Origin of the sequence: Nocardioides albus, assembly GCF_014648255.1 — a bacterium.
In the GTDB taxonomy this organism is placed as follows: Bacteria; Actinomycetota; Actinomycetes; order Propionibacteriales; family Nocardioidaceae; genus Nocardioides; species Nocardioides albus.
In genome coordinates, this window is sequence record NZ_BMQT01000005.1 from 68,424 (window position 1) to 95,344 (window position 26,921).

Sequence of the window (26,921 nt, forward strand, 5' to 3'; positions counted from 1 at the left end):
ACGGAGTGGCACCCCGAAACCTGGGCGCGGGATCATTACGGTGTCGCCTATGGCCCGTGCGAGAAGGACTGGAGGACGGCTACCGGCCTCGGTCTACTGGCGCCGGCGGCTGGCTGTGCTCTCGATCGTCCTGCTCCTCATCGTCGGGATCTCGCGGTTCTTCACCGACGGCTCGGAGAAGCCGGACGACACCGCGGCGCCGGTGGCCGACCAGCCGACGGCGACCGTGACGGTCACGCCGACGCCGAGCGCGGAGCCGTCGAAGCAGGCGGGCAACGCGGGCGGCGACAAGCCGAAGAAGCCGAGGAAGCCGAAGAGCAGCGCACCGCCCGAGCCGACCGGCGAGTGCTCGCCCTCCGACATCGTCGTCGAGCCCGCCGTCGCCGACGGCTACGCCGAAGACAACGTCACCATCCCGCTGCAACTGCGCACGGTGAAGGCGTCCGCGTGCACCTGGAAGCTGTCCGCGGACGCGCTGCAGGTGCGGATCTCGCAGAAGGGCGGCGACCTGGTCTGGTCGACGGTCGACTGCCCCAAGGCCGTGCCGACCAGGGAGATCGTCGTACGCCGCGACGTCGTCACCACGCTCCCGCTGACCTGGAGCGGCCGCCGTGTCGTTGCCGGCGAGTGCACCGGCCACGGCCCATGGGTGAAGCCCAACTTCTTCGTGATCGTCGCCTCCGCCCTCGGTGGCGAACCGGCATCGGCCACCTTCGGCCTCTACAAGCCGGGCACCGCCCTGTCGCGTACGGAACCCGACTCCCCGACCGGCTGACGCGCCGAGACGTCACCCGCGCCGGCCGAGACGTCAGGTAGGTCGGCCGAGACGTCACTGGCGTCGGCCGAGACGGCAAGGACTGCCAACTCGGCCGACGTAACTGACGCTTCGGCCAACGCGGGTGACGCTTCGGCCGACGGGAGTGACGCTTCGGCAGGGTGGTTAGACGTAGCGCTCGAGGATGGTGGACTCGGCGAGGCGGGAGAGGCCTTCGCGTACGGAGCGGGCGCGGAGCTCGCCGACGCCCTCGACGGCCTGCAGATCGTCGACGCTGGCGGAGAGGAGCTTCTGCAGGGTGCCGAAGTGGTCGACGAGGCGGTCGACGACAGCGGGTGGGAGGCGGGGGACCTTGGCCAGGAGTCGGTAGCCGCGCGGGGCCACCGCACCATCCAAGGCATCCGACGTGGTGAGGCCGAGGACGCGGGCGGTGGCGGCGGGGTCGACGAGCTCGGCGGAGTTGAGCGCCTCGAGCTCGGCGAGGAGCTCCTCGGGCGAACGTGAGCGACGGCCGCGGGGGAGGTAGTCGCGGATGACCATCTCGCGCTCGGCGTCGACGCCGGTGATGAGCTCCTCCAGCTGGAGGGAGAGCAGCCGGCCGTCGGTGCCGAGCTCGAGTACGTAGTCCTCGATCTCGCGGGCGATTCGAGTGACCATTTCCAGACGCTGGGCCACCACGGCTACGTCGCGCACGGTCACCAGGTCCTCGATCTCCAGCGCCGACAGGGTGGACGCCACCTCGTCGAGCCGCAGCTTGTAGCGCTCGAGGGTCGCCAGCGCCTGGTTGGCGCGGGAGAGGATCTGGCCGGAGTCCTCCAGGACGTGGCGGGTCTCTCCGACGTACGCGGCGATGATCTGCATCGACTGGGACACCGAGATCACCGGGTGGCCGGTCTGCTTCGCGACCCGGTCGGCGGTGCGGTGGCGGGTGCCGGTCTCGGTCGAGGGGATGGTGTGGTCGGGCATCAGGTGGACGGCGGCCTGGACGATCCGGCTGAGCGAGTCGTCGACAATGATCGCTCCGTCCATCTTGGCGAGCTCGCGCAAGCCAGTGGAGGTGAACGGGACATCGAGCGTGAAGCCACCGGTCGAGATCGCGTCGACCATCTTGTCGTAACCGAGCACGATGAGTGCGCCGGTGCGGCCGCGAAGGATCCGCTCGAGCCCGTCACGCAGCGGCGTCCCGGGCGCGATGAGAGCAAGCGTCTCGCGCAGTCGGATGGAATCCGCGGTGCGTTCGGCGGGCACGGGAATCCTTTCGGAGTGGGATGAGGTGATTCTAGCGGTGGATCCAACCGTAATGCCGAGAACGATCTGCCACGAGTCACCAAGTTGATTACACCAAGCGGAGGAATTCCAGGGCCGCACCTATGCTGTGCACCTCAAAGACACGCATGCCGTCGACGTCCCGCTCATTGGGGCGGTTGGGCACCGGCGTTCCCGGGTCGGCCGGGACGACCGCCACGGTGAACCCGAGCCGCGCCGCCTCGGAGAGGCGCTGATCGAGATCACGCACCCGCCGTAGCTCGCCGGCCAGGCCGATCTCCCCGAGCGCCACCACTCCGCGCGGCGTGGGGGTGCCGGTGTGGCTGGAGGCGACCGCGAGCGCCATCGCCAGGTCGGCGGCCGGGTCGCTGATCCGGGCCCCGCCGACGGTCGAGGCGAACACGTCGCGACCCGAGAGACCCACCCGCGCGTGCCGCTGCAGCACGGCGAGGATCATCGCGAGCCGAGAGCCGTCCAGGCCGGAGGTCGTACGCTTCGCCCGCTCCTCTGCGCCCAGCACGGTCAACGCCTGGATCTCGGCGAGCAGCGGTCGGCGTCCCTCCATCGTCACGGTGACGCAGGTGCCGGGAACGGCGACGTGGTGGGTCTCCACGAAGAGCCCGGAGGGATCGGTGACCGCCACGATGCCCTCCGAGGAGAGATCGAAGCAGCCCACCTCGTCGATGGGGCCGAAGCGGTTCTTCATCGCCCGCACCATCCGGAACCGTGAGTCGCGGGCGCCTTCGAAGTGAAGGACCACGTCGACCAGGTGCTCCAGCACCCGCGGCCCGGCGATCGCCCCGTCCTTGGTCACATGGCCGACGAGCACGGTCGTGATGTTGCGCGTCTTGGCGACCCGGATCAGCGCCGCCGCGACCTCGCGCACCTGGGTCACTCCGCCGGGCGCACCCTCGACCCCGGAGGCGCCGATGGTCTGCACCGAGTCGACCACGATCAGCTCGGGCCGGCTCTCCTCGATATGGGTCAGCATCGCGCCGAGGTCGGTCTCGGCGGCGAGATAGAGCTCGTCCTGGATGGCGTTGGTGCGGTCGGCCCGCAGGCGCACCTGCGAGGCGGACTCCTCGCCGGTCACGTACAGCGCCCGGCGTCCGTAGCGCGCCGTCTGCGCGGCCACCTCCAGCAGCAGCGTCGACTTCCCGACGCCCGGCTCGCCGGCCAGCAGGATCGCAGCCCCCGGCACCAGTCCGCCGCCGAGGACCCGATCGAGCTCGGGCACCCCCGACGTACGCCGCTCCGACTCGGTCACCGACACCTGTCCGATCGGCACGGCCGCGGTGGAGACCGGGGCTGCCTGCGTACGTCCGACGGGGGTGGCCGCTTCGGCGACCGACCCCCAGGCCTGGCACTCGCCACAACGACCGACCCACTTACCGGTCTCCCAGCCGCACTCGGAGCAGCGGTAGGTGGCGCGTTTGGACGAACGAGCGGTAGCCATGCCCAGCAACCTAGAGCAAGCCACCGACAATCGAGCCGCGCCCGGAGCGCCGAGACCGATATAGGGGCCGAAAGCATCCGCAGAGGTCAGCCTTCGTTACCATGTCTTGGAACGATCCAGAGTTCTACATCGGTATCAAGGGAGGCAGGGCGTGGTGATGCCGCGTTCCGGCGGTCATATCTCGGCCGCTCCGCCGACCCTGGCCGACGTCGCAGAGCTGGCCGGCGTCTCCCGGCAGACGGTGTCGAACGCGGTCAACAACCCCGACCTGCTGCGTGCCGACACCCTGGCCCGGGTGCAGGACGCGATCGACAAGCTCGGCTACCAGCCCAACCGCGCAGCGCGCAGCCTGCGAACCAGAGCGAGCCATCTGATCGGGCTCAGGATGCCCGCCCTCCAGGAGGGCACCGCCAACGCCATGATGGACCGGTTCGTCCACACCTTCGTCGAAGCCGCCGCCGAGACCGGCTATCACGTGCTGCTCTTCTACGGTGACCCTGCCGACCCGCTCGACGGCTACGACGAGCTGCTCAGGTCGACCGCGGTCGACGCCTTCGTCGTGACCGACACCCACCTCGGTGGCCAGCAGACGACGTGGCTGCAGTCCCGGCGCGCACGATTCGTCTCCTTCGGGAGGCCTTGGACCCAGCCCGACGCCAAGCATCCCTGGGTCGACGTCGACCTCGCCTACGGCGCCGAGATCGCCACCGAGCACCTGATCGAGCGCGGCCACTCCAAGATCGCCTGGATCGGCTGGCACAAGGACTCGCTGCTGGGGGAGGAGCGGCGCAGCGGCTGGACCCATGCCATGCACACCCATGGCCTCTCGACCACCGGCCTGGCCTCGCGCACCGAGGACTCGATCAGCTCGGGCAAGGCGGCCGCCGACGCGATCCTGGACGAGACCGAGCCGACCGCGCTGGTCTGCGCCTCCGACACGCTCGCGATGGGCGTGCTCCACTCCCTCTTCGAGAGAAGGCTCCGCCTCGGCGAGGACATCGCGGTGGTCGGCTTCGACGACTCCCAGGTCGCGCAGACGGTGCCGCCGGGGATCACCTCGGTACGTCCTCCGCTGGAGGAGGCTGCCCGCGAGCTGGTCAAGGCCCTCGAGGAGCTGCTCGCGACCCCGTCCTACGCCGCTCCGGGTGTGATGCTGAAGCCGGTCCTCACCGTCCGCGGGTCTTCCTAGTTCACCGGTTCCGAGCGACGATGGCGTCATGGGAACTGGTGCTAGGGGCGACGTCGTCATCATCGGTGCTGGGCTCGCGGCAGTCAGCGCCATCGAGACCCTTCGCGAGGAGGGGTACGCCGGCCCCCTGATCCTGGTCGGCAAGGAGCCGGAGCTGCCCTACGAGCGACCACAGCTCTCCAAGGACTTCCTCGCCGGAGCCAAGGAGTTCAAGGTCGTCCACGACGAGGCCTGGTACGCCGAGAAGGACGTCACCGTCCTGGCCGGCACTACCGTCACCGCGCTCGACCTGAAGGACGGGAGCGTCACGCTGGACGACGGCAAGAAGCTGGCCTTCGGCAGGCTGCTCCTGGCCACCGGCGCCGATCCGAAGACGCCACCGATCCCGGGCATCGAGACGGCGGTGACGCTCCGCACCGTCGAGGACGCCCGCCGTCTCAAGGAAGCGGTCCGAGAGGGCACGAGGGTGGTCACGGTCGGAGGCGGCTGGATCGGCCTCGAGGTCGCCGCCTCCGTGACCGCGCTGGGCGGCACCGCGGTCGTCCTGGAAGCCGCCGCGCAACCTCTTCTCAACGTCCTCGGCCCGGTGCTCGCCGAGCACGTCGCCGACCTGCACACCCGCCACGGCGTCGAGATCCACACCGAGACGACCGTGGAGGCGATCGAGCCCGGAGTCGTACGGACCAGCGCCGGCGAGATCCCGGCCGACATCGTGCTCGTCGCCGTCGGGGCGGCACCGGCCACGGATCTGGCCGCGGATGCCGGCCTCGAGGTCGGCGACGGCATCGTGGTCGACGAGCGGCTGCGTACGTCTGATCCGAGGGTCTTCGCGGCCGGAGACGTCGCGCTCGCGAAGCACACCGTGCACGGCCCGCTGCGGGTCGAGCACTGGGACAACGCGATCAAGCAGGGCCGCCTGGCGGCCAGGTCGATGCTGGGGAAGGAGGGCGCCTACGACTGGCAGCCCTACTTCTTCACCGACCAGTTCGAGTTCTCGATGGAGTACGTCGGCCGCTCGGCGCCCGAGGACGAGGTGCTGCTCCGGGGCGACACCGAGGGTGATGAGTTCATCGCCTACTGGCAGCGTGGACGGACCGTCACGGCAGGCATGAACGTCGGGATCTGGGACGTCAACGACAAGCTCCGAGAGCTGGTCGGGACCGAGGCCGATCCCGACCAGCTCACTGATCTGTCTTGAGAGAGAGCTCAGCGCGCTAGAAGCACTGCGACGCGCTGTGGAAGACGCTCGACTGGATGCCGAGGTGGATGTGGTCGCTGTGGTCGGGGTAGCCCGGCCCGAGCACCTGCGCGAACGACTGGCGAGATGCCCGCGCGATCCCGCACATGGTCGACGCACTGCTGCCGGGGACGAGATCCATCGCCCGGCCATAGAGGTGGTTGCTGTTGCTGGCTCCGCCGACCCGGTCGTTGCAGGCCTTCGACCGGTAGGCCGACGTCACCCGCAGCGGGACGTCGCCCAGCCGGTGCCGGATCGCCTCGGCGCGCCACATCGCCTGCATCAGGTTGGCCTTGACCTGGGCGACCGACGTACCGGAGACCGGCGCCGGCCAGCCTCCGAAGCAGACGTCGTCGACCTCGCCCCACGTGAAGTGGATCGGGGTGCAGTCGTCGTCCTGGAGGGCGTAGAGCTTGCTGAACGTGTTGGGCCCGGCGACACCGTCGGCGCCGAGACCGTAGGCGGACTGGAAGTTGCGGACGGCGGTGGTGGTCGCCGGGCCGTAGGACCCGTCGATCGAGAAGATCGTGCCTGACGTCGCCCATCCGGCGACCCGGATCTGCAGCTGGGTGACGTCGGCCCCGGTCGCGCCCTGCTGCAGGGTGCGACCCCACGTGTAGCAGGCATCGGCGTGAGCGGGGGCGGCTGTGGAGGTGATGGCGACCAGGCTGGCCGCCAACGTGACGAGGAGAGAACCGATGACCGTGCCGAGCCGACGCCCGAGACGTGGGATTTGGTGCATGGTGAAACTCCCTTCCTTGGGGGGAGCTTCAATGGTTACGGGTTTTCCTCGGCTGCGTGCACCGATTCAGAAACCCTTCCACCAGAGGTTCACCGCGTAGTCGACGTAGGTCCCGTCGTGCTCTGCCAGGATCGCCGTCGCGGTGGCGGCGTCGAACTCGATGCGTACGACCGCCTCCAGGTCCGCGCGCGAGCCGAACGACCAGTCCATGTCGACGGGCACGCGCGTCCAGCCGTGCATCGACCAGAACCGCTCCTGCTCATCGGGCGGCGGGACCTTGGGGTAGCCGCGGCGGAACCAGGCGCCGAAGCTCGACCGGGAGCCGTCGTTGTCGATCACCATCGCGACGCCGCCGCGTCGCATCACCCGGTCGAGCTCGCCGAGCCCAGGCTCGCAGCCGGGGCCGAAGAAGTAGGCCCAGCGGGCGTGCATCACGTCGACCGATGCCGGTGGCAGCGGCAGCTGCTGCGCGATGCCGTTGTGGACGGTGACGTTCGAGAGCTTCTTCGTACGCCGCCGGGCCAACGTCACCAGGTCCGGGTGGGGCTCGATGCCGGTGACGGTTCGGGCGGTCTCGGCGAACTTCGGCAGGTAGAACCCGGTCCCGCAGCCCAGGTCGAGCACGTCGCGCCCGGCCCACGGCGCGGTCTCGGCCATGGCGGTCCAGAGCCGGCCGTGCGGGTCGAGGGCACGGTTCTCGATCTCGTACGTCGCGGTGTGGTGCCAGATGTTGGGGGAGGGGATCGCTCCGGTGGCGCCGGGGAGGTCGAGCCTGGTCAGATCCGGACCTCGCCGCGGGGCGTCACGAACTTGGCGGCCAGCAGGCCGGGGGTGCCGTGCTCGGCGACCCAGTCGATGTGGACGTTCTCGGCGGGCTTGCCGGTCCACGGGTCGACCCGCTCCTTCAGCTCGTCGCCGAGGTAGTCCTTGACCCGCTCGGGGTCGCCGGAGATCTCCAGGTCGGTGAGGGTGATGTCGGAGCCGGCGTTGCCGGGGTGGAGGTCAGGGGTCTCCCACTTGATGAAGTAGGGCAGTTGCGGGTCGGCGATCAGGCCGTTGATGCCGATCTGCTGCCAGTGGAGCTCGCGGCCGTCGGGGAGGTGGCGGTTGCCGGGGACCGCCTTGCGGCCGAGCCGCTCCTCGATCGGGGTCATGTCGTCGACGCCGATCACGAAGCCGATCCAGCCGCCGCCGAGCGCGGAGCGGGCCTTGACGGCCTGCCCGAACGGGGCCTTGTCGCTGGCCGGGTGCTCCAGCGCCTCGACCACCTCGAGGTAGAGGCCGCCGCGCATCGGGAGGATGAAGTTGCGGGTGCCGAAGCGAGGGTGGACGCCGCCGTCGACGAACTCCTGGCCGAGCAGCTCGCCGAGCTGCTTGGCGGTCTGAGCCAAGCCATCGGGTCCTGCAGCGTACGAAACATGGTCCAGGCGCATGTAACGATTCTGAACTCTCGCTGAGAGAGAGACCAATCCAGGGTCGCTATCTCTTGATGTCGAGAGAGTGGAGTTACGGGTCGTCGCAGGTCGGACGGAGGTCAGCGTGGGCTGGCCGGGTGGAGGGCCAGCGCCGACCTCGACCGGACATGCGCCTCGCAGTGACGGACGAGCTCGGCGTACGCCGCCTTGCCCATCAGCTCGGTGAGCTCGGCCTGGTTGGTGATGTAGACCGGCTCGACCGCGACGTGCGCCTCGGTGTTGCCTGAGCAGTACCAGTCCAGGTCGTGGCCGCCCGGCCCCCAACCGCGTCGGTCGTACTCGGTGATCGTCACCTCGGTGTAGGTCGTCCCGTCGGTCAGCTCGACATCGCGGAACGTACGCCGGATCGGCAGCTGCCAGCACACGTCCGGCTTCGTCTCGAAGTGCTCGCGGCCCTCGGCCGCCGCGAGGATGTGGAGCGCACAGCCCGAACCGCCGGCGAAGTCCGGCCGGTTGGCCAGGACGCACGACTCCTGCCCGCGAAAATCCGTTACCCGGGTCTTCCGCTCGCCCTCGTCGTCGAGCTCGACCCAGTCGTCGCCCTTCACCTCGCGGCCCGGGTGCTGCTCCCACAGATCCGGGGTCAGCTTCCGCACGAACTCCGCCGTCCGGGCCTCGTCCTCCTCGTCCGCGAAGTGCGCCCCCAGCGTGCAGCACCCCACGTCCGGCGAGCTCTTGAACATCCCCGGACAGCCGTCGCCGAAGATGCAGGAGTACGCCGACGTCAACCAGGTCAGGTCGCAGCGCATCCGCTCGTCCGGGTCGTCGGGGTTCACGAACTCCACCCACGCACGCGGGAAATCCAGGGGCACCTCAGGCACCCCGTAAGCCTACGTGGTCGACCCGCGTTCTTCCGCCGCGTCGATTCCGGATGGCCGAGGTGGGAGGCGTATTCTTGTAGGGACGGAGCGACCGCTCCGTGTTCATTGTGTGTATCACCTCGCGCCGGCCCCGCCGGCGGACCAAGGCGGCACAGAGCCGCGGTTCGCAGCGGGAGGTTCGAGAGATGTCGGAGCAGGGCGAGCAGAGACTGGTGCGCGCCGTCGGGAAGACGTACTTCCCGCTCGCGCTCGTCGCGCGGATGCCGTACGCGATGATGGTCGTCGGTGTGCTGACGCTGGTCGTCGCGGGCCGCGACTCGCTGGCGCTCGGTGGCCTGAACTCGGCCCTGGTGGGGATCGGAGCCGCGACCTGCGGCCCCCTGCTCGGTGCCGCCGTCGACAAGTTCGGTCAGCGTCCGGTCCTGCTGGTGATCAGCGTCCTCAGCAGTGCCGCGCTGGCGGCGATGGCCTGGGTGGTCTACAGCCCGCTGCCGGATGCCGCGGTGCTGGCGGTGGCGTTCCTGGTCGGCGCGACCGCCCCGCAGATCGCCCCGTTGTCGCGGTCCCGCCTGTTCGCGATCATCTCCTCCCACATCGTCCCGGGACGTCGCGTGCGGGTGCTCAACTCGACGATGGCCTACGAGTCGGCGGCCGACGAGATCGTCTTCATCGTCGGCCCGGTCGTCGCCGGTGTCCTCGCCGTCGCGATCGACCCGTGGGCCCCGGTTGTCGCCGCCGCGGTGCTCACCCTGATCTTCGTCTCCGCCTTCGCTCTCCATCCGAGCGCTGCGACCGCGCAGGCGACTGCCGGACGTACGCCGGCCGCGGGCTCCGCCCGCGAGCTCGCCCGTCCCGGTGTGGTCGTCGTCGTGGTCGGCATCCTTGGTGTCGGTCTCTTCTTCGGCTCGATGCTCACCTCGCTGACCTCGTTCATGGCCGACCACGGGCGGCCTGAGGAAGCCGGTCTGGTCTACGCCGCGATGGGTGTCGGCTCCGCCGCGCTGGCGCTGGGCGTCGCTCTCTTCCCTGTGGGCTTCACCTCGGCCGCGCGCTGGCTGGTCTTCGGCGGGGTGATGCTCGTCGGTGCTCTCGCCCTGCCGAGTGTGTCCTCGCTGACCGGGATGGTGCTCGCGCTGCTCGTCATCGGCATCGGGATCGGCCCGACCCTGGTCACGCAGTACGGCCTCGGCGCCCGCCGCAGCCCCGTCGGCCGCTCGGCCACCGTGATGACCATGCTCGGCTCCGGCGTGATCCTCGGACAGTCCCTCGCCTCTGCGCTCACCGGCGAGATCGCCGAACGCTGGGGCACCGACGCCGCCCTGCTCATGCCGGCGGCTGCCGCGCTCGTGGTCGTCATCGCGGGAGCCGTCAACGCCCGGATCGGGGAACCTGCCGTGGTCACGGCCCCTGGCCTCGAGCGTGCTTCGGCTTCGGCCGACCGCTGAAATCACTCGCTGGGCAGCCTTTGGACCACGGGGCGTGCTCGGCGAAGTAGCGTAGAGCCATGCGTCTGGGCGTACTCGACATCGGATCGAACACGGGACACCTGCTCGTGGTCGACGCCCACGGCGGGGCAGCCCCGTCACCGGCGTACTCGTTCAAGCAGCCGTTGCGGCTGGCGGAGCACCTCGACGAGGCCGGTGATGTGACCGAGGCCGGGATCGAGGCGCTGGCCGCTTTCACCCGGGACTCGGTGGCGGTCGCGGAGGAGAAGGGCGTCTCGGAGATGCTCGCCTTCGCGACCTCTGCGGTGCGCGATGCCGGCAACTCGCAGGCCGTGCTCGACCGCGTGCACGCTGAGACCGGGGTCGAGATCGAGGTCCTTCCCGGCGACGACGAGGCGCGGCTGACCTTCCTGGCCGTACGTCGCTGGTTCGGCTGGTCCGCGGGGCGGCTCGCCGTCTTCGACATCGGCGGCGGCTCGCTGGAGATCGCGGCCGGCCTGGACGAGCAGCCGTACGTCGCGTGGTCGCTCCCGCTCGGAGCCGGCCGGCTCGCCCGCAGCTACTTCGGTGACCGGCCGACGGACGAGGAGCTGCGGGAGATGCGCCGGATGATCCGCGCCGCGATCGCCGAGGACGCGGGCAAGATACTGCGCGGTGGACACCCGGACATGGCGGTGGCGACCTCGAAGACGTTCCGCTCGCTGGCACGCATCTGCGGCGCCGCCCCGAGCGGCGAGGGGCTGCGCGTGCGTCGGGAGCTGCCGCTTGCCGAGCTGCGCCGCTGGATCCCGAAGCTGCTGGAGATGTCGCTCGAGGAGCTCTCCGAGCTGCCCGGCGTCAGTCCGTCGCGGGCTCACCAGATCGTCCCGGGTGCGCTGGTCGCTGAGGCGTGCCTCGACATCTTCGACCTGCCCGCCTTCGAGATCTGTCCGTGGGCGCTCCGCGAGGGGCTGATCCTCGACCGGATGGACCACCTGTCCTTCATCGACAGCTCTCATCTCGGAAGGTCCGACTAGGAGGCCCGCAATGATCGCGCTGTCGACCGTCTCGACCTATCCCGAATCGACCGCCCACGGGTTCGCCTACGCGGCCGAGGTGGGCTATGACGGCGTCGAGGTGATGGTCGGGATCGACGCACTCTCGCAGCAGACCCATGCGATCAAGCAGCTCTCCGAGCATCACGGTCTGCCGGTCGTCGCGATCCATGCCCCGACGTTGCTGTTCACCCAGCAGGTCTGGGGGTTCGAGCCCTGGGGCAAGCTCGAGCGCTCCGCGGAGATGGCCGTCGAGGTAGGGGCCGGCGTGGTCGTCGTACATCCGCCGTTCCGGTGGCAGCGCGAGTATGCCGCCGGTTTCGTGGAGGGGATCGCCACGCTGGAGCGCTCGACGGGGCTGCGGTTCGCCGTGGAGAACATGTATCCGTGGCGGGCCGCCAAGCGCGCCACCCAGATGTACCTGCCCCACTGGGACCCCTCCACCGAGGACTATGCCAACACCACCATCGACCTCTCGCACGCTGCCATCGCCGGCGACGACGTCATCGAGATGGCCAAGCGTCTCGGCCCGAGCCTGCGGCACATCCACCTCACCGACGGCACCGGCTCGGCCAAGGACGAGCATCTCGTGCCCGGGCGCGGGCACATGGGCGCCGACAAGTTCCTGCGCTACCTGGCCTCCTCGGGGTTCGAGGGCGACATCGTCCTGGAGATCAGCACCCGCAAGGCCGGTCGGCTCGCCGACCTGCGCGAGTCGCTCGAGTTCGCCCGCGAGCACTTCCGGGCGTGACAGACTCTGACGACAGACTTGGGGAGTCATGACTGATCCAGAGGTTCGCTATCGCTCCTTGGTGAGCGGGGACTCCGGGAGCATCGGCGGGATTGTCGGAGACCTCGAGATGGCTTCGCGCGACGTGGCTGATGTCGCTGACCAGGCTGCAGAGACGATCGACGTGCCGGTCTGGTCGAGCATGGCGAACGCGATGTTCAGGATGAGGGCATCCGCATTGGTGACCGGCCTCGACCTGAACCACGATGCGGTGGTGCGTGCTCGCGGAGCTCTGGACAGCGCGATGCGGTCGTACGATGACATGGTCGGCAAGGCCGATCTCATCATCGGGATCTGGCGCAGTCGTCCGCGGGCGCCGATCCCGTTGGTCGACGAGATGATGGCGCGGGTCATCGACTCGACGCTGATGACGCTCGGCACCTCCTACAACTCGGCTCTCGCCAACGCGACCGCCTTCCTCACCGGCGACGAGGTCGATCTCGACAAGCTCGATGAGGACGCTCGAGGGTGGGTGGAGAAGGGGCTGGACCGCAGCAGGAACTGGTACGACGAGTCGGGCAGCTATCGCGGCCCGCTGATCCCCAACACCATGGCTACCGGCGATGAGCGGGGTTGGGTGCCGCAAGGGCTCGGTTATGACGACGAGAACGGCATCCTGCTCCAGAGCTACTACGACTCCGACGACGAGAACGGTGACGGGAAGCTCTCGCTCATCGATGAGACATCCGGGACCGAGATCAGCAACGTCACGCTGGAAGGCGCAAGCGGGCACGTCGGCGGTGTCACCGTGGATGGAGACACCGTATATGTGAGTTCCGGAGGTCAGCTTCACCAGTATTCGATGAGCGATCTGAGGAAGGCGAAACAGGGTGAGAGCGTTCCTCCCAGCGGCCCACCGGCTGATGTGGAGGCATCGTCCTACACCGCGGTTCACGGCAACAGCCTCTTCGTCGGCAGTTTCGATGGCAGCAAGATGTACCGCTACCAGAAGGTCGACGGACAGTGGGACTTCGACAACCCCGTCGAAACGATCAACACCCCTCCCGACGTCCAGGGCGTGGTGGTGCGGGACGGCGAGTACGTCTTCAGCACCTCCTGGGGCCGCGACAAGCCGAGCAGCCTGATCGTGCAGAACCGAGACGACGAAACTGACCGGAGCGACCCTTACCCTTATCCGAACATGGCCGAGGGCATCGTCGAGGTGGACGGGGAGATCATCACCACGTACGAGTCCGGGTCTGGGGCCTACCGTGACCCGGGCAGTCGTTCATTCGCGGAGTGGCTCCGAGGCGAGCACCCCGATGCGGACCTGTGGTCGAGCCCTTACATGACGCGTACGCCGCTGTCCGAGCTCGGGCTGGAACCGGATGGAGCCGGCGGTGACATCGAGGTGCAGCCGGAGACTCTGCGGAAGGCGGCCGCGACCTACGCAGCGAGCGCAGGTCGCCTCCGGCGGATAGCTGGTGGGGTCGAGTCGGTGGGCGTGCAGTCGGCTTGGTTCGGTGAGGTGCCTGCGGCAGAGATGCTTGCTCAGAGCATCACGAAGGTGCTCAGCAGGGCAGCCTCCAGCCTTGACGCTGGCCGTGATGCGATGGAACGGCTTGGCGATGCGCTCGACGAGGCGGCCGTGACCTATCAGCGCACAGATGACGAGACCGCCGGGCGTGGGAAGCGGCTGGAGGGCCGGCTGTGATCAGAGTGGTTCGAAGCGTGATCATCGTCCTGGGGTTGATCCTGGGCTTGGGTGGGTGTGGAGATTCCGGCTCTGCGGTTGAGGCGAATTGGCCGGCCGTGGGGGAGGTGGCTCCCGTTGACGGCCTCGTCTGGGCTGAAGGATCGACCGTGCATCTTCCGGACGGGTCAGACATCGCCACGGAGGATCCGATCAGTGCCTACGCCGTCGTCGGCGGTGGCGTGGTGTTCCAGACCCCTGGTGACGATGAGCTCTACTGGGCCGATGGTTCTGGCGCCCGGGGTCTCGGCGTGAAGGCTCATACGACTGTGTCGTTGATCGAGGCGTCGCCGGACGGCCGCTACCTGGCCTACGCCGATGTCACCGAGGATCCCGACACGATTGAAGCGGTGGTCGTCGACTTCACCACCGGCGAGGAGGTCGTCCGAAGCGATGAAGGATTCACCACCTCAGGAGATCAGGCCGATGCATACGAGGAGATCGAGCCCGGCCTGATCGCGGTCGACGACGAGACGGCGTGGTTTCGGACGCTGGACGGCGATGTTGCCTATTCGCTGGCCACGGGTGAGCGGAGCGAGGTGCCCGAGGGGGAGAAGCCGTGGCAGCCGCACGGTGGTGACGCCTACGGCGTCTGGAACCCCAGCCACACCTGGGAGGCTGTCGGGGAGAAGGGCGAGCCTGGGCGGCTGGTCGGTCCGGACGGCGCCGATCTGGTTCCGCCGGACGGCGGCAGCGTGATCATGGTCGGAGACTCCGAGTGGGGCGGTCTCTGGTTTGACGACAAGACGCGGCTCGGGCGGCTGAAGAGTGGCTCAGGGATCTCGTTGTTGGCCTGCAGGGTGGACCAGATGGAGTGTGTGGCGGTGCCCGGCACCGAGTCTCCGCAGGGCCGGGCGGTGACGTCGCGGGTCGCTGACGGCGACCATGATCCGATCGTGCTGCCGCAGAGCCACCACTACGACTGATCGCGGGTCGCGATCGCGGACCATGTCAACGAGATCAGGGCGAGGGCGATGACGGCGGTGGCCAGGCCCCACCAGCCGACGACGTACGCATAGCCGAGCAGCCAGCCGAAGAGGCTCGACCCCCCGTAGTAGAAGAGGTTGTAGAGGGCGCTCGCCTGGGCCTTCCCGACCCGGGCGCGGGCGCCGACCCAGCCGGAGGCGACGCCGTGGGCGGCGAAGAAGCCGGTGGTCATGACGAGCAGGCCGGCCAAGACCATGACGAGGTTGTCCGGGAACGTCATCAAGACCCCGACGATCATGATGCTCACGCAGGTCAGCATCACTTTTCGGCGGCCGTAGGTGCTGGCCAGCCGACCCGCGACCGATGACGAGATCGTGCCGCCGAGGTAGGCGAGGAAGATCTGGCTGGAGATCGCCACCGGCAGTCCGAACGGCTCGCGCTCGAGGCGGAACCCCAGATAGTTGTACGTCGCCACGAACCCACCCATCAGCAGCGCGGCCTGTCCGTAGAGCACGAGCATGCCCGGGTCGCGCAGGTTGGCGAGCACGCCCTGGCGTACGGACGTGGCCGGCTTGCCGACCGGGCGGACCCAGGCCCGGTCGCGGGGGATCAGGGTGATCGCGATGATCGAGGCGATCGCCGAGAGGATCCCGCCTGCGGTGACACCCAGTCGCCAGCCGCCGAGGTCGGCGAACGGCCCGGTGATGACCCGGCCCAGGAGGCCGCCGACCGTGGTGCCGGAGATGTAGATGGCCGCGGCGAGGCTGACGTGGCGTACGTGGATCTCGTCGGCGAGGTAGGCGACCGCGAGGGCGGGTACGCCGCCGAGTGCGATGCCTTCGAGGCCGCGCAGCACCAGGAGGGTGGTGAAGCCGGGGGCCAGTGGGGTGAGGAGGCCGAGGACCATCGAGATCGAGAGGGCGATCTTCATCGCCGGCGCTCGGCCGATGCGGTCGGCGACCCACGACCAGCCGAGGACGCTGGCGGCCAGCCCGAGGGTGGCGGTCGAGACGGTCAGCGCGGCCGAGGCCTCGTTGACCTCGAGCGCCTGCGCGACGGTGGGGAGGATGCCCTGGGTGGAGTACATCTGGCCGAAGGCCGCGATCCCGGCCGCGAAGAGGCCGACCAGGATCCGCCGGTAGCCACTGCTGCCGGCGTCGTGGCCTACCCATTCACGGGTCGGGGAGGCATCTACGGACATCGTTCCCACGGTAAAGGAGGGGTTGTGCGTGGGTGAAGCCACCGAGTGCGTGAGATATCTCTACTCTGGGGTCGATGTCCGCGCTGACCGATCGCCTCTCGACGCGCCTCGTCGGTGTCGACGCGGCGCGGTGTCTGGCGCTGCTGGGGATGATGGCGACCCATGTGCTGGATCCGGTCGATGCCTCCGGGGAGCTGACCAGGATCCAGGCCGTCGCCGGCGGTCGGTCGGCGGCGCTCTTCGCGGTGCTCGCCGGGGTCAGCCTGGCGCTGATGACCGGACGTCAATCGCCGGTGCGAGGGCGAGCGCTCGGGTTGCGGTCGCTGGGGCTGGCCGCGCGGGCGGTGCTGATCGCCGCGATCGGGCTGCTGCTCGGGTCGCTCGGCACCAACATCGCGATCATCCTGACCTACTACGGCATGCTCTTCCTGATCGGCATCCCGTTCCTCGGGCTGCGGGCGCGCTGGCTGTGGCTGCTCGGGGTGGTCTGGATCGTGGTGGGACCGTTGCTGTCGCTGGGCATCCGCCCGCTGCTGCCGCTACGGCAGTACGAGAGCCCGGAGCCGGCCCAGCTGCTGGAGCCGGGCCGGCTGCTGGCCGAGCTGCTCGTCACCGGCTACTACCCGGCCGTCCCGTGGCTGGCCTACCTGCTGATCGGGATGGCCATCGGCCGCATCGACCTGCGCAACCGGATCGTGGTCGACATGATCTGGACCGGCGGCATCATCATCTCCGTCTCGGCCAGCTGGCTGTCGGGGAGGCTGACCCGGCTGCCGTCGGTCGCCGAGGTACTGCTGCGCGCCTATCCCGGGATGGACATCGACGGCGCGCTGATCGAGATGAGCCACGGCCTCTACGGACAGACGCCGATCGACGGCGGCTGGCAATGGCTGCTGGTCGTCGCGCCGCACTCGACCACGCCGTTCGACCTGGCACAGACGATCGGCAGCTCGATGTTCGTCATCGGCGCGTGCCAGATGATCGCGCTGCGGCTCCCGGATCGGTGGCGCGTCGGGATGGCGGTGATGTTCGGTGCCGGCACGATGACGCTGACGCTCTACAGCCTGCACGTGGTGATGATGACCGATGCCGTGTGGCCACCGGAGACCCCTGGGTCGTACGTCTTCCATGTGCTCGTCGTCCTGACCATCGGCGCGCTCGTCACCGCCTGGGGCCGTCCGGGGCCGCTGGAGTGGCTCGTGGGCCGCCCCGCGGCTTGGTTGCGCCGCCTGGAGTAGATCCGGGTGCCCGAACCGATGACCCGGCGGGGATGGTGTGGGAGATTCGTGGGATGACGGAAACCGTGGTCGTGGCGAAGGATCTGAGGGTCGTACGCGGGAAGCGCGAGGTCCTTCATGACCTCGACTTCTCCCTCCGTGCCGGCGAGGTGACCGGGCTGCTCGGACCGTCGGGGTGCGGCAAGACGACGCTGATGCGGACGACATCGAGCAGGCCTTCCTGGCGCTGGTGCGAGGGGTGGCGGCATGAGTCTTCGACGGACCCTCGCGGTGGCCCGGCGGGTGCTCGCCCAGATCCGGCGCGACCACCGCACCCTGGTGATGCTGGTGATCCTGCCGACGCTGCTGATGACCCTGCTGTGGTGGATGTACGAGGACTCGCCGGTCTTCGATCGGATCGGCCCTGCCCTGCTGGCGATCTTCCCGTTCATCGTGATGTTCCTGGTCACCTCGGTCACCACGCTTCGCGAACGCTCCTCGGGGACGCTCGAGCGACTGCTGGCGATGCCGCTGGGCAAGGGCGACTTCCTGCTCGGCTACGCGCTGGCGTTCGGGCTCCTCGCCGCGGTTCAGTCCGGGGTGGCGGTCGGAGTCAGCGTGGGTCTGCTCGGGCTGGAGATCTCCGGCTCGGTCGCCCTGCTCGTGGTCGTCGCGATCGTCGACGCCGTCCTCGGCACCGCGCTCGGCCTGCTCGTATCGGCTTTCGCCACGACCGAGTTCCAGGCGGTGCAGTTCATGCCGGCGATCGTCGTCCCGCAGATCCTGCTCTGTGGGCTCCTGGTCCCGCGCGACTCGTTGCCGGAGGTCTTGGCGGCCATCTCCGACGTACTCCCGCTCTCCTACGCCGTCGACGCGATGACCCACTTGGTCACCTCCACCGACACCGGTGAGGTCTGGGCCGACCTGGCCGTAGTCGCCGGGTTCGTCGTAGCCGGCCTCGCCCTCGGCGCGGCGACCCTGCGGCGACGTACCCCTTGATAGCCGAGGCGTCACTCCGGTCGGCCGAGGCGTCACTCCGGTCGGCCGAGACGTCGCTCCCGCTGTTCGAGTTGGCATCCCGGTGCCAACTCGGCCGACGTACCTGACGCTTCGGCCGACGCGGGTGACGTCTCGGCGGGTTGTGAGGTGGTGAGCGGAAGTTGACGGAAGGGGTACGGAGGGCCGGTCGGTGCGAAACGTCGACACCGGAGCGTAGGGGTTGCCCACCCCCGACCCGAAACGGTGTGAGTACGCGTGACCGACACCCACTGTCCTTACTGCAGCTTGCAGTGCGGGATGACCCTTTCACGCAAAGGGCCCCGGCTGGAGGTCGGTGTGCGGTCCCAGAAGAACAAGCACAGCCCGGTGGACGAGGGTGCGTTGTGTCGCAAGGGGTGGACGGCGGCGGGGCTGCGCGGCAGCCGGGAGCGGCTGACGACGCCGATGGTGCGTGACCGGGCGACGGGGGAGTGGAGCGCAGCGACCTGGGACGAGGCCCTCGACCTGGTCGCCTCGAAGCTCACCGACCTGCGGGAGAACCACGGCGCCGACGCCAATGCCGTCTTTGGTGGCGGCGGGCTGACCAACGAGAAGGCGTACCAGCTCGGGAAGTTCGCCCGGGTCGCCCTCGGCACCTCCCAGATCGACTACAACGGGCGTTGGTGCATGTCGTCCGCGGCATCCGCGGGTAACCAGGCCTTCGGCGTCGACCGCGGCCTGCCGTTCCCGCTGGCCGACATCGAGAAGACGGACGTCTGCGTGCTCGTCGGCTCCAACCTCGCCGAGACGATGCCGCCGGCGGCCCGCCACCTCGACCGGCTGCGGGAGAACGGCGGCAAGGTCGTCGTCATCGACCCGCGGCTGACCCCGACCGGCGAACGTGCCGACCTCTTCCTCCAGCCGGTCCCCGGCACCGACCTGCCCCTCGCGCTCGGCGTCCTGCACCTGCTCGATGCGGTCGGCGCTGTCGACGAGGACTACATCGCCGAGCGGACCACAGGCTTCGAGGACGTACGCCGCTCCGTGGCCGCCTGGTGGCCGGAGATGGTCGAGCGGGTCAGTGGGGTCGAGGCCGCGCAGTTGCGTGAGCTCGCCGACCTGCTCGCCAACGCGGGGAAGGTGATGGTCCTGACCGCCCGCGGCGCCGAGCAGCACGCCCAGGGCACCGACACCGTCCTGGCCTGGCTCAACGTGACGCTCGCGCTCGGCATGCCCGGAAAGGCGTACGCCGGCTACGGCTGCCTGACCGGCCAGGGCAACGGACAGGGTGGCCGCGAGCACGGCCAGAAGGCCGACCAGCTTCCCGGCTACCGGATGATCGACGACCCCGCCGCGCGAGCGCACGTCGCCGCGGTGTGGGGCGTCGACCCCGAGACCCTCCCCGGCAAGGGCCGTTCCGCCTACGAGCTCCTCGACGCGCTCGGCACCCCCGAGGGCCCCAAGAGCCTGCTCGTGTTCGGCTCCAACATCGTCGTCTCCGCCCCCAACGCCACCCACATCACGTCGCGACTGGCGGACCTCGATCTCCTGGTCGTCGCCGACATGGTGATGAGCGAGACCGCCGCGCTGGCGGACGTGGTCCTGCCGGTGACCCAGTGGGCCGAGGAGACCGGCACCATGACCAACCTCGAGGGCCGGGTCATCCTCCGACAGGCGGCGGTCACGCCACCCGACGGCGTACGTTCCGACCTCGAGGTGATCGCCGGCTTGGCCACTCGGCTCGAGGCCGTATCTGGCGCAACCCGCTGGCAGACCGACCCCGAGGCGATCTTCACCGAGCTTCGGGCGGCGTCCAAGGGCGGCAAGGCTGACTACAGCGGCATCACCTACGACCGCATCCGCGACGAGGACGGTGTCTTCTGGCCGTGCCCGGAGGGCAGCGGCGGGACTCCGCGGCTGTTCGCCGACACCTTCTCCCACCCCGACGGGCGGGCTCGGTTCGTCGACGTGGAGCACTCCGGTCCGGCGGAGGAGCCTTCTGCGGCGTACCCCTTGCATCTCACGACCGGCCGGGTGCTCGCTCAGTACCAGTCCGGCGCCCAGACCCGGCGGATCAAGGACCTCCCCGACGACGGCATCTTCGTCGAGCTTCATCCGCTGCTCGCCGACCGGGTCGGCGCGCACGACGGCGATCCGGTCGTCGTCCGTACGCCGCGCGGTGAGCTGAAGGCGCCTGCCAGGGTCGTCACCACCATCCGTCCCGACACGATCTTCGTGCCGTTCCACTGGGTCGGCGCGAACAGGCTGACCAACGATGCCCTCGACCCCTCCAGCCGGATGCCTGAGTTCAAGGTCTGTGCCGCGGCGGTGAGTGCATGAGCGGGGAGCCGATCGTGTTACATGAGCCCACGCCGCAGCAGAAGCGGATCGTCATCATCGGTGGCGGCATGGCCGCGGCGCGGCTGGTCGAGGGACTGGTCGCACGGGGCCTCGGTCCGCAGACGACCGTGCTCGCGGAGGAGCAACACGCTCCGTACAACCGGATCCTTCTCTCCGCCGTGCTCGAGGGCACCCACCGCCCCGGGGCGCTCGCGCTGCGCGAGAAGCAGTGGTACGCCGACAGGGGAGTCGACCTCCGTCTGGGCAGCCTCGTCGTCGACATCCACCGCGACACCAAGACGGTCGAGCTCGCCGGCCGGACGACCGTCCCCTACGACCAGGTCGTCCTCGCCACGGGGGCGATCCCGAGCCTGCCGCCGATCCGCGGCGTCGTGCGGCTGGACGGCTCGATGGACCCGCGGGTGCAGGCTTTCCGCAGTCTCGACGACTGTGCTCGTCTGCTCGATGCCATCCGAGGGGAGGTTGTGAACCTGAGCGCGGACCCTGGGTCACTCTCAGGTTCACAACCTCACCCCACGGTGCGGCACGCCGTCGTCGTCGGCGGTGGGCTGCTCGGCCTGCAGGTCGCCAGGGCACTATCCGTACGTGGAATCGCCACCGAGATCGTCGAGGGCCGCGATCACCTGCTGAACAGCCAGGTCGGCACGACCGCGGGCAAGGTGCTCAAGCGGTCGATGGCCCAGCTCGGCACCCAGGTCTACCTCGGCGCCCGCGCGACCCGGCTGACCGACGAGGGACTCAAGCTCGACAACGGCTACACCCTCGAGACCGACCTGGTTGTGCTCACCGCCGGCGGCCGGCCGCGCGCCAACCTCGCCCGCCGCGCCGAGCTCACCGTCAACCGCGGCATCGTCGTAGACGACCAGCTGCGCAGCGTCGACGACCCGGATGTCTACGCCATCGGCGACTGCGCCGAGCACAACGCGACCGTGACCGGCTTCGTCTCACCGGCGTGGGAGCAGGCCGGGGTTCTCGCCGAGGTCCTCGCCGGCAACCAGGCGACCTACGAAGGACACCGCGTCGTCGCCCGGCTGCGCGCCACCGACCTCGACGTCTGCGTCCTCGGCGAGCCCGAGAACGAGACGGGCGAGGTCGTCGAGATCGCCAACCCGGTCAAGGGCACGCACCGCAAGCTGGTCGTACGCGATGGCCGCATCGTCGCGGGAGCCCTCGTCGGTGACCTGAGCCGGGTCGGCCTGATCACCCAGGCCTTCGACCGGCAGACGGTGCTCGGCGAGCACGAGGCCGGGCAGCTGTTGCTGCCTGAGCCGTCCTCGACGGGTTCGTCAGGTGTACCGCAGCTCCCCGACGATGCGGAGATCTGTGCCTGCGCCGGCGTCACCGCCGGCGCGATCCGGGCATGCCAGTCCCTCGAGGACGTACGCGACACCACCCGTGCCACCACCGGTTGCGGTGGCTGCGCACCGTCCGTCCGCCAGCTTCTCGCCACCCGCCAGACAAGTCCGCTCCCCAAAAGTTTGCGCACAGTGGAAGGAACCCCGTCATGAGCCCTCACCTCCGCAAGAAGGTCGTCGTCGTCGGCCACGGCATGGTCGGTCACCGTTTCGTGACCGCCGCGATCGAGCGCGGTCTCACCGAGACGCACGACATCGTGGTGTTCGGTGAGGAGCCACGTCCGGCGTACGACCGGGTCGCCCTCACCAGCTTCTTCGAGGTCGGCGCCGAGGCACTCTCCTTCCTGCCCTCCGGCGTCTACGAGGACCCGCGGGTCACCCTGCGCACCGGCACGAGCGTCATCGAGATCGATCGCGCCGCACAGACCGTGATGCTCGCGGACGGCGAGGAGATGGCGTACGACGAGCTGGTGCTCGCGACCGGCGCGGCGCCGTTCGTGCCGCCGGTGCCGGGTGCCGAGCTCGGGAACGTCTTCGTCTACCGCACGATCGAGGACCTCGAGGCGATCCGTGAGGCCGCGAAGACCGCGAAGTCTGGGGCGGTGATCGGCGGTGGCCTGCTCGGGCTGGAGGCGGCCAACGCGCTGCACCAGCTCGGCGTCAAGACCCACGTGGTCGAGCTCGCGCCGCGGCTGATGGCCGTGCAGGTCGACGACGCCGGCGGCAACACGCTCAAGCGCCACATCGAGAAGCTCGGCCTCACCGTGCACACCGGCGTGATGACCGAATCGATCGCGCCGGATTCCGTCGCCGAGATCTCGGTCGTGGACGAGGACGAGAGCGGCGTGCTCGACGGCAAGGTCAGCGCCCTGAAGTTCAAGGACGTCGAGGAGCCGCTGCCGATCGACATGCTCGTCTTCTCGGCCGGCATCCGGCCGCGGGACGCGCTCGCGCGCGCCGCCGGCCTGGACCTGGCCGAGCGCGGCGGCGTGCTGGTCGACGAGCAGTGCCGCTCCTCTGACCCGCACGTGTGGGCGGTCGGCGAGTGCGCCGCGCCCGGCGGCAGGATGTACGGCCTGGTGGCGCCTGGCTACGACATGGCCGAGGTCGTCGCTGACGCCCTGCTCGGCGGGGCCGGCACCTTCACCGGCGCCGACATGTCGACGAAGCTCAAGCTGCTCGGTGTCGACGTCGCGAGCTTCGGTGACGCGCACGGCACCACCGACGAGTGTCTCGAGCTGACCTACTCCGACGCCGTCGCCGGCGTCTACAAGAAGCTGGTGATCAGCGAGGACGGCACTCGCCTGCTCGGCGGGGTGCTGGTCGGCGACGCGAGCGCCTACGGCCTGCTCCGGCCGATGGTCGCGTCCGGCATCCCGCTTCCGGAGAACCCGGAGGAGCTGATCCTCCCCCAGTCCACGGGCGGTGGGGGAGGCATCCAGCTTCCGCCGGAGGCGCAGATCTGCTCCTGCAACAACGTCACCCGCGGTGACATCGAGGCGGCCGTCGACAACGGCTGCGAGAGCGCGGCGGACGTCACCAAGTCGACCAAGGCCGGGAGCACCTGTGGTTCCTGCAAGGTGCAGGTGAAGAAGATCGTCGAGGACTACTTCACCGCTCAGGGCAAGACCGTCGACACGAGCCTGTGCGAGCACTTCAAGATGACCCGCGCCGAGCTCTTCGACGTGGTGCTGATCCACGGCTACAAGACCTTCGACCAGATCATCGAGGCCCACGGCACCGGCCGCGGCTGCGACCTGTGCAAGCCCGCCGTCGCGAGCATCCTGGCGAGCCAGCTCAACGGGCACGTGCTGGCCAAGGAGAACCGCAAGCTCCAGGACACCAACGACGCCTACCTGGCCAACCTCCAGAAGAACGGCTCCTACTCGGTCGTCCCGCGCATCCCCGGCGGCGAGATCACTCCCGAGGGCCTGATCGTGATCGGTGAGGTGGCCAAGGAGTTCGGCCTCTACACCAAGATCACCGGCGGCCAGCGCATCGACATGTTCGGCGCCCGGATGGAGGACCTCCCCGCGATCTGGAAACGCCTGGTCGACGCCGGGTTCGAGTCGGGCCACGCGTACGGGAAGTCGCTGCGGACCGTGAAGTCCTGCGTCGGCTCGACCTGGTGCCGCTACGGCGTCCAGGACTCCGTCGGCCTCGCGATCATGCTGGAGACCCGCTACCGCGGGCTGCGCTCGCCGCACAAGCTCAAGGGTGGCGTCTCCGGGTGCGCCCGCGAGTGCGCGGAGGCCCGCGGCAAGGACTTCGGTGTCATCGCCACCGAGAAGGGCTGGAACCTGTACGTCGGGGGCAACGGTGGCGCCATCCCGGCCCACGCCCAGCTGCTCGCCGGTGACCTGAGCACCGAGGAGCTGGTCAGCTACCTCGACCGCTTCCTCATGTACTACGTACGCACCGCCGACCGCCTCCAGCGCACCTCGACCTGGATCGACTCCCTCGACGGCGGCCTGGACCGGGTGCGCGAGGTCGTGGTCGACGACGTCCTCGGCCTGGGCACCGAGCTAGAGGCCGCGATGGCCGCGCACGTCGACGGCTACTTCGACGAGTGGAAGGCGACGATCGAGGACCCGGAGAAGCTGAAGCGGTTCGTCTCCTTCGTCAACGCCCCGGACATCCCGGACCCCAACATCTCCTTCGGGTCCACCCGCGGCCAGATCGTCCCGGAGGTGGGCGAGGAGCCGGCCGCTGTCGGTCGAAGCGGAGCCCGAGACAATCAGACTGGCCCGGTCTCGCTCGGTTCCTCGATCCCGATCGGTTTGCCCACCTTGGAGGAGACGCGATGACCGAGACCCAGACCCAGCCCGTGACGTACATCGCCGTCTGTCGCCTCGACGACATCGACCCGGAGACGGGCATCGCCGCGCTGGTGCGCGGGGAGGCAGTCGCCGTCTTCCGGACCGTCGACGACCGTGTCTTCGCGTTGTCGAACTTCGACCCGTACGGCCATGCCTCGGTGCTCGCCCGCGGCATCGTCGGGACGCGTGGCGAGGTGCCGTTCGTGGCGTCGCCGCTGCTCAAGCAGCCGTTCTCGCTGGAGACCGGGGAGTGTCTCGACGATCCGTCGGTGTCGGTCGCGACCTACGAGGTCGACGTCGTCGATGGGGAGGTACGCGTCGGGGCGCGCCGCTGATGGCTCGCCACTAGGGTGGCGTCATGAGCGATGCTGTTCTCGAGGCGAAGCTGTCCGCGATGCCATGGTCGACGCGTCGCTGGGTCAGCGTGGGCGCGTCGCTGGTGCTGACCCCGCTCGGTCTCGCGCTGGCGATGACCGGCGGATATCGCCACGCCATCGACGCCTCCAGGTTGGGCACCTCCGGCGTCGGGATCGTCCTGGTGCTGCTGGGTGTGCTGCTGCTCTTCGTGGTGGCGGCTGCCGGCCGGATCGCCGGCATCGGCCCGGTCGTCGCCGGGGTGGCGTACGGCGGGTTCGGGCTGATCTCGCTCTTCTCCCAGGAGATCCTGTGGAACCTGACGAACCTGATCGGCATCCAAGCACTCCAGTACGGCGTGTTCAGCTATTACGGGGTCATGCTGCCGGCTGTCGGCGCACTCCTGATCGGCGCCGGCCTGTCCGGCCGATGGAGTCACGACCCGGCCGAGAGCTCGGCCCGCCCGACCGGTCCCATCGTCGAGCTCTAGGAGCCGTGAGGCCGTGAGGGAAAGTTAGCGCCGGCGATCCGAACACCCTGCGTACGGCGAAATGCGATCGACGCAGGGTGGATCCATGGCGGTGGAGAAGGCGCAGGAGATCTACGATTCGGATGTGGACACTGGCGCGCTGAGCGGCTTCCGCGTCGGGGTGACCGCCGCGCGGAAGGCCGAGGAGCAGATCAACCTGCTCGAGAGGCGGGGGGCTCACGTGGTGTGGGCCCCGGCGCTCTCCGTCGACCCCAACCGGGTCGACGCCGGGTCGTTGCGCGCGGTGACCGAGCAGATCATCGGCCACCGCGTCGACATGTTCCTGGCGACGACCGGCATCGGGACCCGGGCGTGGTTCGACGCCGCCGAGGAGTGGGGACTCATCGACCCGCTCCTGGAGACGCTCGGCGGAGCCGAGATCCTGGCGCGCGGCCCGAAGTCGGTCGGTGCGCTCCGGCGGCGCGGGCTCCGCGAGCTGTGGGCGCCCGAGTCGGAGGAGTTCGACGACGTCCTGGAGCATCTGCGGGGACGCGACCTGACCGGCAAGCGGATCGTGGTGCAGGAGCACGGGCAGTCGCTGTCGATGGTCGCGCACGCGCTGACCCGGCAGGGTGCCGAGGTCATCAACGTGGTCGTCTATCGGGTCGAGTCGGCCTCCGACCCGGAGCCGATGTTCCGGCTGGTCGAGACGTTGGCCGACGGCGAGCTGGATGCGGTCACCTTCACCTCCGCCCCGGCGGTGGCTGCCTTCATGCAGGCAGCCGGGTCGGTCGGTCTCCGCGACGAGATCGTCGCGGCCTTCCAGGCCGACGTGGTCGCGGCCTGTGTCGGTCCGGTGACCGCAGCGGCCTTCGAGATGTGGGGCGTACCCACGATGATCCCGGACCGATCCCGCACCGCCGCCATGGTCAAGATGCTCGAGGCCGAGCTGCCGCTGCGGCGCTCCGGGCTGATGATCGAGCTCGCCGGCGGCCACCAGCTGCTGCTCCACGACGACGCGGTCATCCTGGACGGCGCCGAGGTGAAGCTCTCCCCGGCGCCCGCAGCGGTCCTGAGCGCGCTCGTTGCCATCCCCGGCAACGTCGTCTCCCGGCCGGCTCTGCTGGCGATGCTCCCTTCCGGCACCGCCGGCTCCGAGCACGCGGTGGAGATGGCCGTCGCCCGGCTCCGGTCCGCGCTCGGGACGAAAGCCGTCCAGACCGTGGTGAAGCGCGGCTATCGTCTGGCGGTTGCCCAGTGACCCGGCGGTCAGAATCGCGCACGTGTCGGGAAACGGCGGCCGATGCGGCGGCCGGG

23 protein-coding genes and 1 pseudogene are annotated in these 26,921 nt (G+C 69.4%); 17 read left to right on the forward strand and 7 right to left on the reverse strand.

The window, feature by feature from the left end; genetic code table 11:
* The first annotated feature begins 49 nt into the window (after positions 1-49).
* Positions 50-775, forward strand: a complete 726-nt coding sequence (locus tag IEY84_RS11695; protein ID WP_183547309.1) for a hypothetical protein — start codon at positions 50-52, stop codon at positions 773-775.
* 165 nt (positions 776-940) lie between these two features.
* Here the strand turns inward: IEY84_RS11695 and disA are convergent, their stop codons facing one another.
* Positions 941-2,023, reverse strand: a complete 1,083-nt coding sequence (disA, locus tag IEY84_RS11700) for a DNA integrity scanning diadenylate cyclase DisA (RefSeq protein ID WP_183547312.1) — start codon at positions 2,021-2,023, stop codon at positions 941-943.
* An 88-nt stretch (positions 2,024-2,111) separates the two neighbouring features.
* Entirely contained in the window at positions 2,112-3,497 is a 1,386-nt protein-coding gene (radA, locus tag IEY84_RS11705; protein WP_183547316.1) for a DNA repair protein RadA, read from the reverse strand.
* Between the two features lie 157 nt (positions 3,498-3,654).
* On the opposite strand from radA, the gene IEY84_RS11710 reads away from it, so the two are divergent.
* Positions 3,655-4,686: a LacI family DNA-binding transcriptional regulator gene (locus IEY84_RS11710; RefSeq protein ID WP_221209028.1), complete on the forward strand. Its 1,032-nt coding sequence runs from the start codon at positions 3,655-3,657 to the stop codon at positions 4,684-4,686.
* 28 nt (positions 4,687-4,714) lie between these two features.
* Complete coding sequence (locus tag IEY84_RS11715; protein ID WP_183547322.1) at positions 4,715-5,884, forward strand: NAD(P)/FAD-dependent oxidoreductase; 1,170 nt, start codon at positions 4,715-4,717, stop codon at positions 5,882-5,884.
* A 16-nt stretch (positions 5,885-5,900) separates the two neighbouring features.
* Here IEY84_RS11715 and IEY84_RS11720 read toward each other — a convergent pair whose 3' ends face one another.
* From IEY84_RS11720 to IEY84_RS11735, 4 genes are all read right to left on the reverse strand, one after another.
* Positions 5,901-6,665: a M15 family metallopeptidase gene (locus tag IEY84_RS11720; protein ID WP_183547325.1), complete on the reverse strand. Its 765-nt coding sequence runs from the start codon at positions 6,663-6,665 to the stop codon at positions 5,901-5,903.
* Between the two features lie 66 nt (positions 6,666-6,731).
* The gene (locus tag IEY84_RS11725; protein WP_229788606.1) at positions 6,732-7,553 is read right to left on the reverse strand and encodes a class I SAM-dependent methyltransferase; all 822 of its coding nucleotides are present in this window, start codon (positions 7,551-7,553) and stop codon (positions 6,732-6,734) included.
* A complete protein-coding gene (locus IEY84_RS11730) occupies positions 7,442-8,098 on the reverse strand; it encodes a VOC family protein (protein WP_179660149.1) in 657 nt (218 codons plus the stop codon). Before IEY84_RS11730 ends, IEY84_RS11725 begins: the two co-directional genes overlap by 112 nt.
* Positions 8,099-8,199: 101 nt before the next feature.
* Entirely contained in the window at positions 8,200-8,961 is a 762-nt protein-coding gene (locus IEY84_RS11735; protein WP_183547328.1) for a DUF3109 family protein, read from the reverse strand.
* A 185-nt stretch (positions 8,962-9,146) separates the two neighbouring features.
* On the opposite strand from IEY84_RS11735, the gene IEY84_RS11740 reads away from it, so the two are divergent.
* From IEY84_RS11740 to IEY84_RS11760, 5 genes are all read left to right on the forward strand, one after another.
* Positions 9,147-10,406 carry an MFS transporter gene (locus tag IEY84_RS11740; RefSeq protein WP_183547330.1) on the forward strand — a complete coding sequence of 420 codons (1,260 nt, stop codon included), beginning with the start codon at positions 9,147-9,149 and terminating at the stop codon, positions 10,404-10,406.
* Between the two features lie 59 nt (positions 10,407-10,465).
* Positions 10,466-11,422 carry a Ppx/GppA family phosphatase gene (locus tag IEY84_RS11745; protein ID WP_183547334.1) on the forward strand — a complete coding sequence of 319 codons (957 nt, stop codon included), beginning with the start codon at positions 10,466-10,468 and terminating at the stop codon, positions 11,420-11,422.
* A 10-nt stretch (positions 11,423-11,432) separates the two neighbouring features.
* Entirely contained in the window at positions 11,433-12,191 is a 759-nt protein-coding gene (locus IEY84_RS11750; protein ID WP_183547337.1) for a sugar phosphate isomerase/epimerase family protein, read from the forward strand.
* A gap of 28 nt (positions 12,192-12,219) precedes the next feature.
* On the forward strand, positions 12,220-13,884 hold the full coding sequence (locus IEY84_RS11755) for a DUF2563 family protein (protein WP_183547340.1): 1,665 nt from the start codon (positions 12,220-12,222) through the stop codon (positions 13,882-13,884).
* 149 nt (positions 13,885-14,033) lie between these two features.
* Complete coding sequence (locus IEY84_RS11760) at positions 14,034-14,849, forward strand: hypothetical protein (RefSeq protein WP_183547343.1); 816 nt, start codon at positions 14,034-14,036, stop codon at positions 14,847-14,849.
* Here IEY84_RS11760 and IEY84_RS11765 read toward each other — a convergent pair.
* Positions 14,840-16,051: an MFS transporter gene (locus tag IEY84_RS11765; RefSeq protein ID WP_183547346.1), complete on the reverse strand. Its 1,212-nt coding sequence runs from the start codon at positions 16,049-16,051 to the stop codon at positions 14,840-14,842. The two genes, IEY84_RS11760 and IEY84_RS11765, sit on opposite strands and share 10 nt — an antisense overlap.
* A 74-nt stretch (positions 16,052-16,125) precedes the next feature.
* On the opposite strand from IEY84_RS11765, the gene IEY84_RS11770 reads away from it, so the two are divergent.
* The 9 genes and pseudogenes from IEY84_RS11770 (at position 16,126) to IEY84_RS11810 (ending at position 26,865) form a co-directional block, all read left to right on the forward strand.
* Positions 16,126-17,289 (forward strand): heparan-alpha-glucosaminide N-acetyltransferase domain-containing protein, encoded by a 1,164-nt coding sequence (locus IEY84_RS11770; protein WP_183547349.1) that lies wholly within the window; start codon positions 16,126-16,128, stop codon positions 17,287-17,289.
* Between the two features lie 53 nt (positions 17,290-17,342).
* A pseudogene (locus IEY84_RS11775) lies at positions 17,343-17,489 on the forward strand (ATP-binding cassette domain-containing protein); the annotation flags it as partial.
* A gap of 46 nt (positions 17,490-17,535) precedes the next feature.
* The gene (locus tag IEY84_RS11780; RefSeq protein ID WP_183547352.1) at positions 17,536-18,267 is read left to right on the forward strand and encodes an ABC transporter permease; all 732 of its coding nucleotides are present in this window, start codon (positions 17,536-17,538) and stop codon (positions 18,265-18,267) included.
* Between the two features lie 255 nt (positions 18,268-18,522).
* Entirely contained in the window at positions 18,523-20,586 is a 2,064-nt protein-coding gene (locus IEY84_RS11785) for a molybdopterin oxidoreductase family protein (protein WP_183547354.1), read from the forward strand.
* The gene (locus tag IEY84_RS11790; protein WP_183547357.1) at positions 20,583-22,115 is read left to right on the forward strand and encodes an FAD-dependent oxidoreductase; all 1,533 of its coding nucleotides are present in this window, start codon (positions 20,583-20,585) and stop codon (positions 22,113-22,115) included. The genes IEY84_RS11785 and IEY84_RS11790 overlap by 4 nt, the downstream gene beginning before the upstream one ends.
* Positions 22,112-24,769, forward strand: coding sequence for a nitrite reductase large subunit NirB (gene nirB / locus IEY84_RS11795; protein WP_183547360.1), 2,658 nt, complete (start codon positions 22,112-22,114; stop codon positions 24,767-24,769). Before IEY84_RS11790 ends, nirB begins: the two co-directional genes overlap by 4 nt.
* On the forward strand, positions 24,766-25,116 hold the full coding sequence (gene nirD, locus IEY84_RS11800) for a nitrite reductase small subunit NirD (RefSeq protein WP_183547363.1): 351 nt from the start codon (positions 24,766-24,768) through the stop codon (positions 25,114-25,116). The genes nirB and nirD overlap by 4 nt, the downstream gene beginning before the upstream one ends.
* A gap of 23 nt (positions 25,117-25,139) precedes the next feature.
* Positions 25,140-25,625: a hypothetical protein gene (locus tag IEY84_RS11805; RefSeq protein ID WP_183547366.1), complete on the forward strand. Its 486-nt coding sequence runs from the start codon at positions 25,140-25,142 to the stop codon at positions 25,623-25,625.
* Positions 25,626-25,710: 85 nt separating this feature from the next.
* Positions 25,711-26,865, forward strand: coding sequence for a uroporphyrinogen-III synthase (locus tag IEY84_RS11810; protein WP_183547369.1), 1,155 nt, complete (start codon positions 25,711-25,713; stop codon positions 26,863-26,865).
* Positions 26,866-26,921 lie beyond the last annotated feature (56 nt).

What these genes read in the sequence shown, in the direction of transcription:
- IEY84_RS11805 (WP_183547366.1), top strand. Translation starts at nt 25,140, where the DNA reads ATGAGCGATGCTGTTCTCGAGGCGAAGCTGTCCGCGATGCCATGGTCG.
- IEY84_RS11710 (WP_221209028.1), top strand. Translation starts at nt 3,655, where the DNA reads ATGCCGCGTTCCGGCGGTCATATCTCGGCCGCTCCGCCGACCCTGGCC.
- IEY84_RS11755 (WP_183547340.1), top strand. Translation starts at nt 12,220, where the DNA reads ATGACTGATCCAGAGGTTCGCTATCGCTCCTTGGTGAGCGGGGACTCC.
- IEY84_RS11780 (WP_183547352.1), top strand. Translation starts at nt 17,536, where the DNA reads ATGAGTCTTCGACGGACCCTCGCGGTGGCCCGGCGGGTGCTCGCCCAG.
- IEY84_RS11745 (WP_183547334.1), top strand. Translation starts at nt 10,466, where the DNA reads ATGCGTCTGGGCGTACTCGACATCGGATCGAACACGGGACACCTGCTC.
- nirD (WP_183547363.1), top strand. Translation starts at nt 24,766, where the DNA reads ATGACCGAGACCCAGACCCAGCCCGTGACGTACATCGCCGTCTGTCGC.
- radA (WP_183547316.1), bottom strand. Translation starts at nt 3,497, where the DNA reads ATGGCTACCGCTCGTTCGTCCAAACGCGCCACCTACCGCTGCTCCGAG.
- IEY84_RS11810 (WP_183547369.1), top strand. Translation starts at nt 25,711, where the DNA reads ATGGCGGTGGAGAAGGCGCAGGAGATCTACGATTCGGATGTGGACACT.
- IEY84_RS11695 (WP_183547309.1), top strand. Translation starts at nt 50, where the DNA reads ATGGCCCGTGCGAGAAGGACTGGAGGACGGCTACCGGCCTCGGTCTAC.
- IEY84_RS11765 (WP_183547346.1), bottom strand. Translation starts at nt 16,051, where the DNA reads ATGTCCGTAGATGCCTCCCCGACCCGTGAATGGGTAGGCCACGACGCC.
- IEY84_RS11740 (WP_183547330.1), top strand. Translation starts at nt 9,147, where the DNA reads ATGTCGGAGCAGGGCGAGCAGAGACTGGTGCGCGCCGTCGGGAAGACG.
- IEY84_RS11720 (WP_183547325.1), bottom strand. Translation starts at nt 6,665, where the DNA reads ATGCACCAAATCCCACGTCTCGGGCGTCGGCTCGGCACGGTCATCGGT.
- IEY84_RS11715 (WP_183547322.1), top strand. Translation starts at nt 4,715, where the DNA reads ATGGGAACTGGTGCTAGGGGCGACGTCGTCATCATCGGTGCTGGGCTC.
- nirB (WP_183547360.1), top strand. Translation starts at nt 22,112, where the DNA reads ATGAGCCCTCACCTCCGCAAGAAGGTCGTCGTCGTCGGCCACGGCATG.
- IEY84_RS11750 (WP_183547337.1), top strand. Translation starts at nt 11,433, where the DNA reads ATGATCGCGCTGTCGACCGTCTCGACCTATCCCGAATCGACCGCCCAC.
- IEY84_RS11730 (WP_179660149.1), bottom strand. Translation starts at nt 8,098, where the DNA reads ATGCGCCTGGACCATGTTTCGTACGCTGCAGGACCCGATGGCTTGGCT.
- IEY84_RS11770 (WP_183547349.1), top strand. Translation starts at nt 16,126, where the DNA reads ATGTCCGCGCTGACCGATCGCCTCTCGACGCGCCTCGTCGGTGTCGAC.
- IEY84_RS11790 (WP_183547357.1), top strand. Translation starts at nt 20,583, where the DNA reads ATGAGCGGGGAGCCGATCGTGTTACATGAGCCCACGCCGCAGCAGAAG.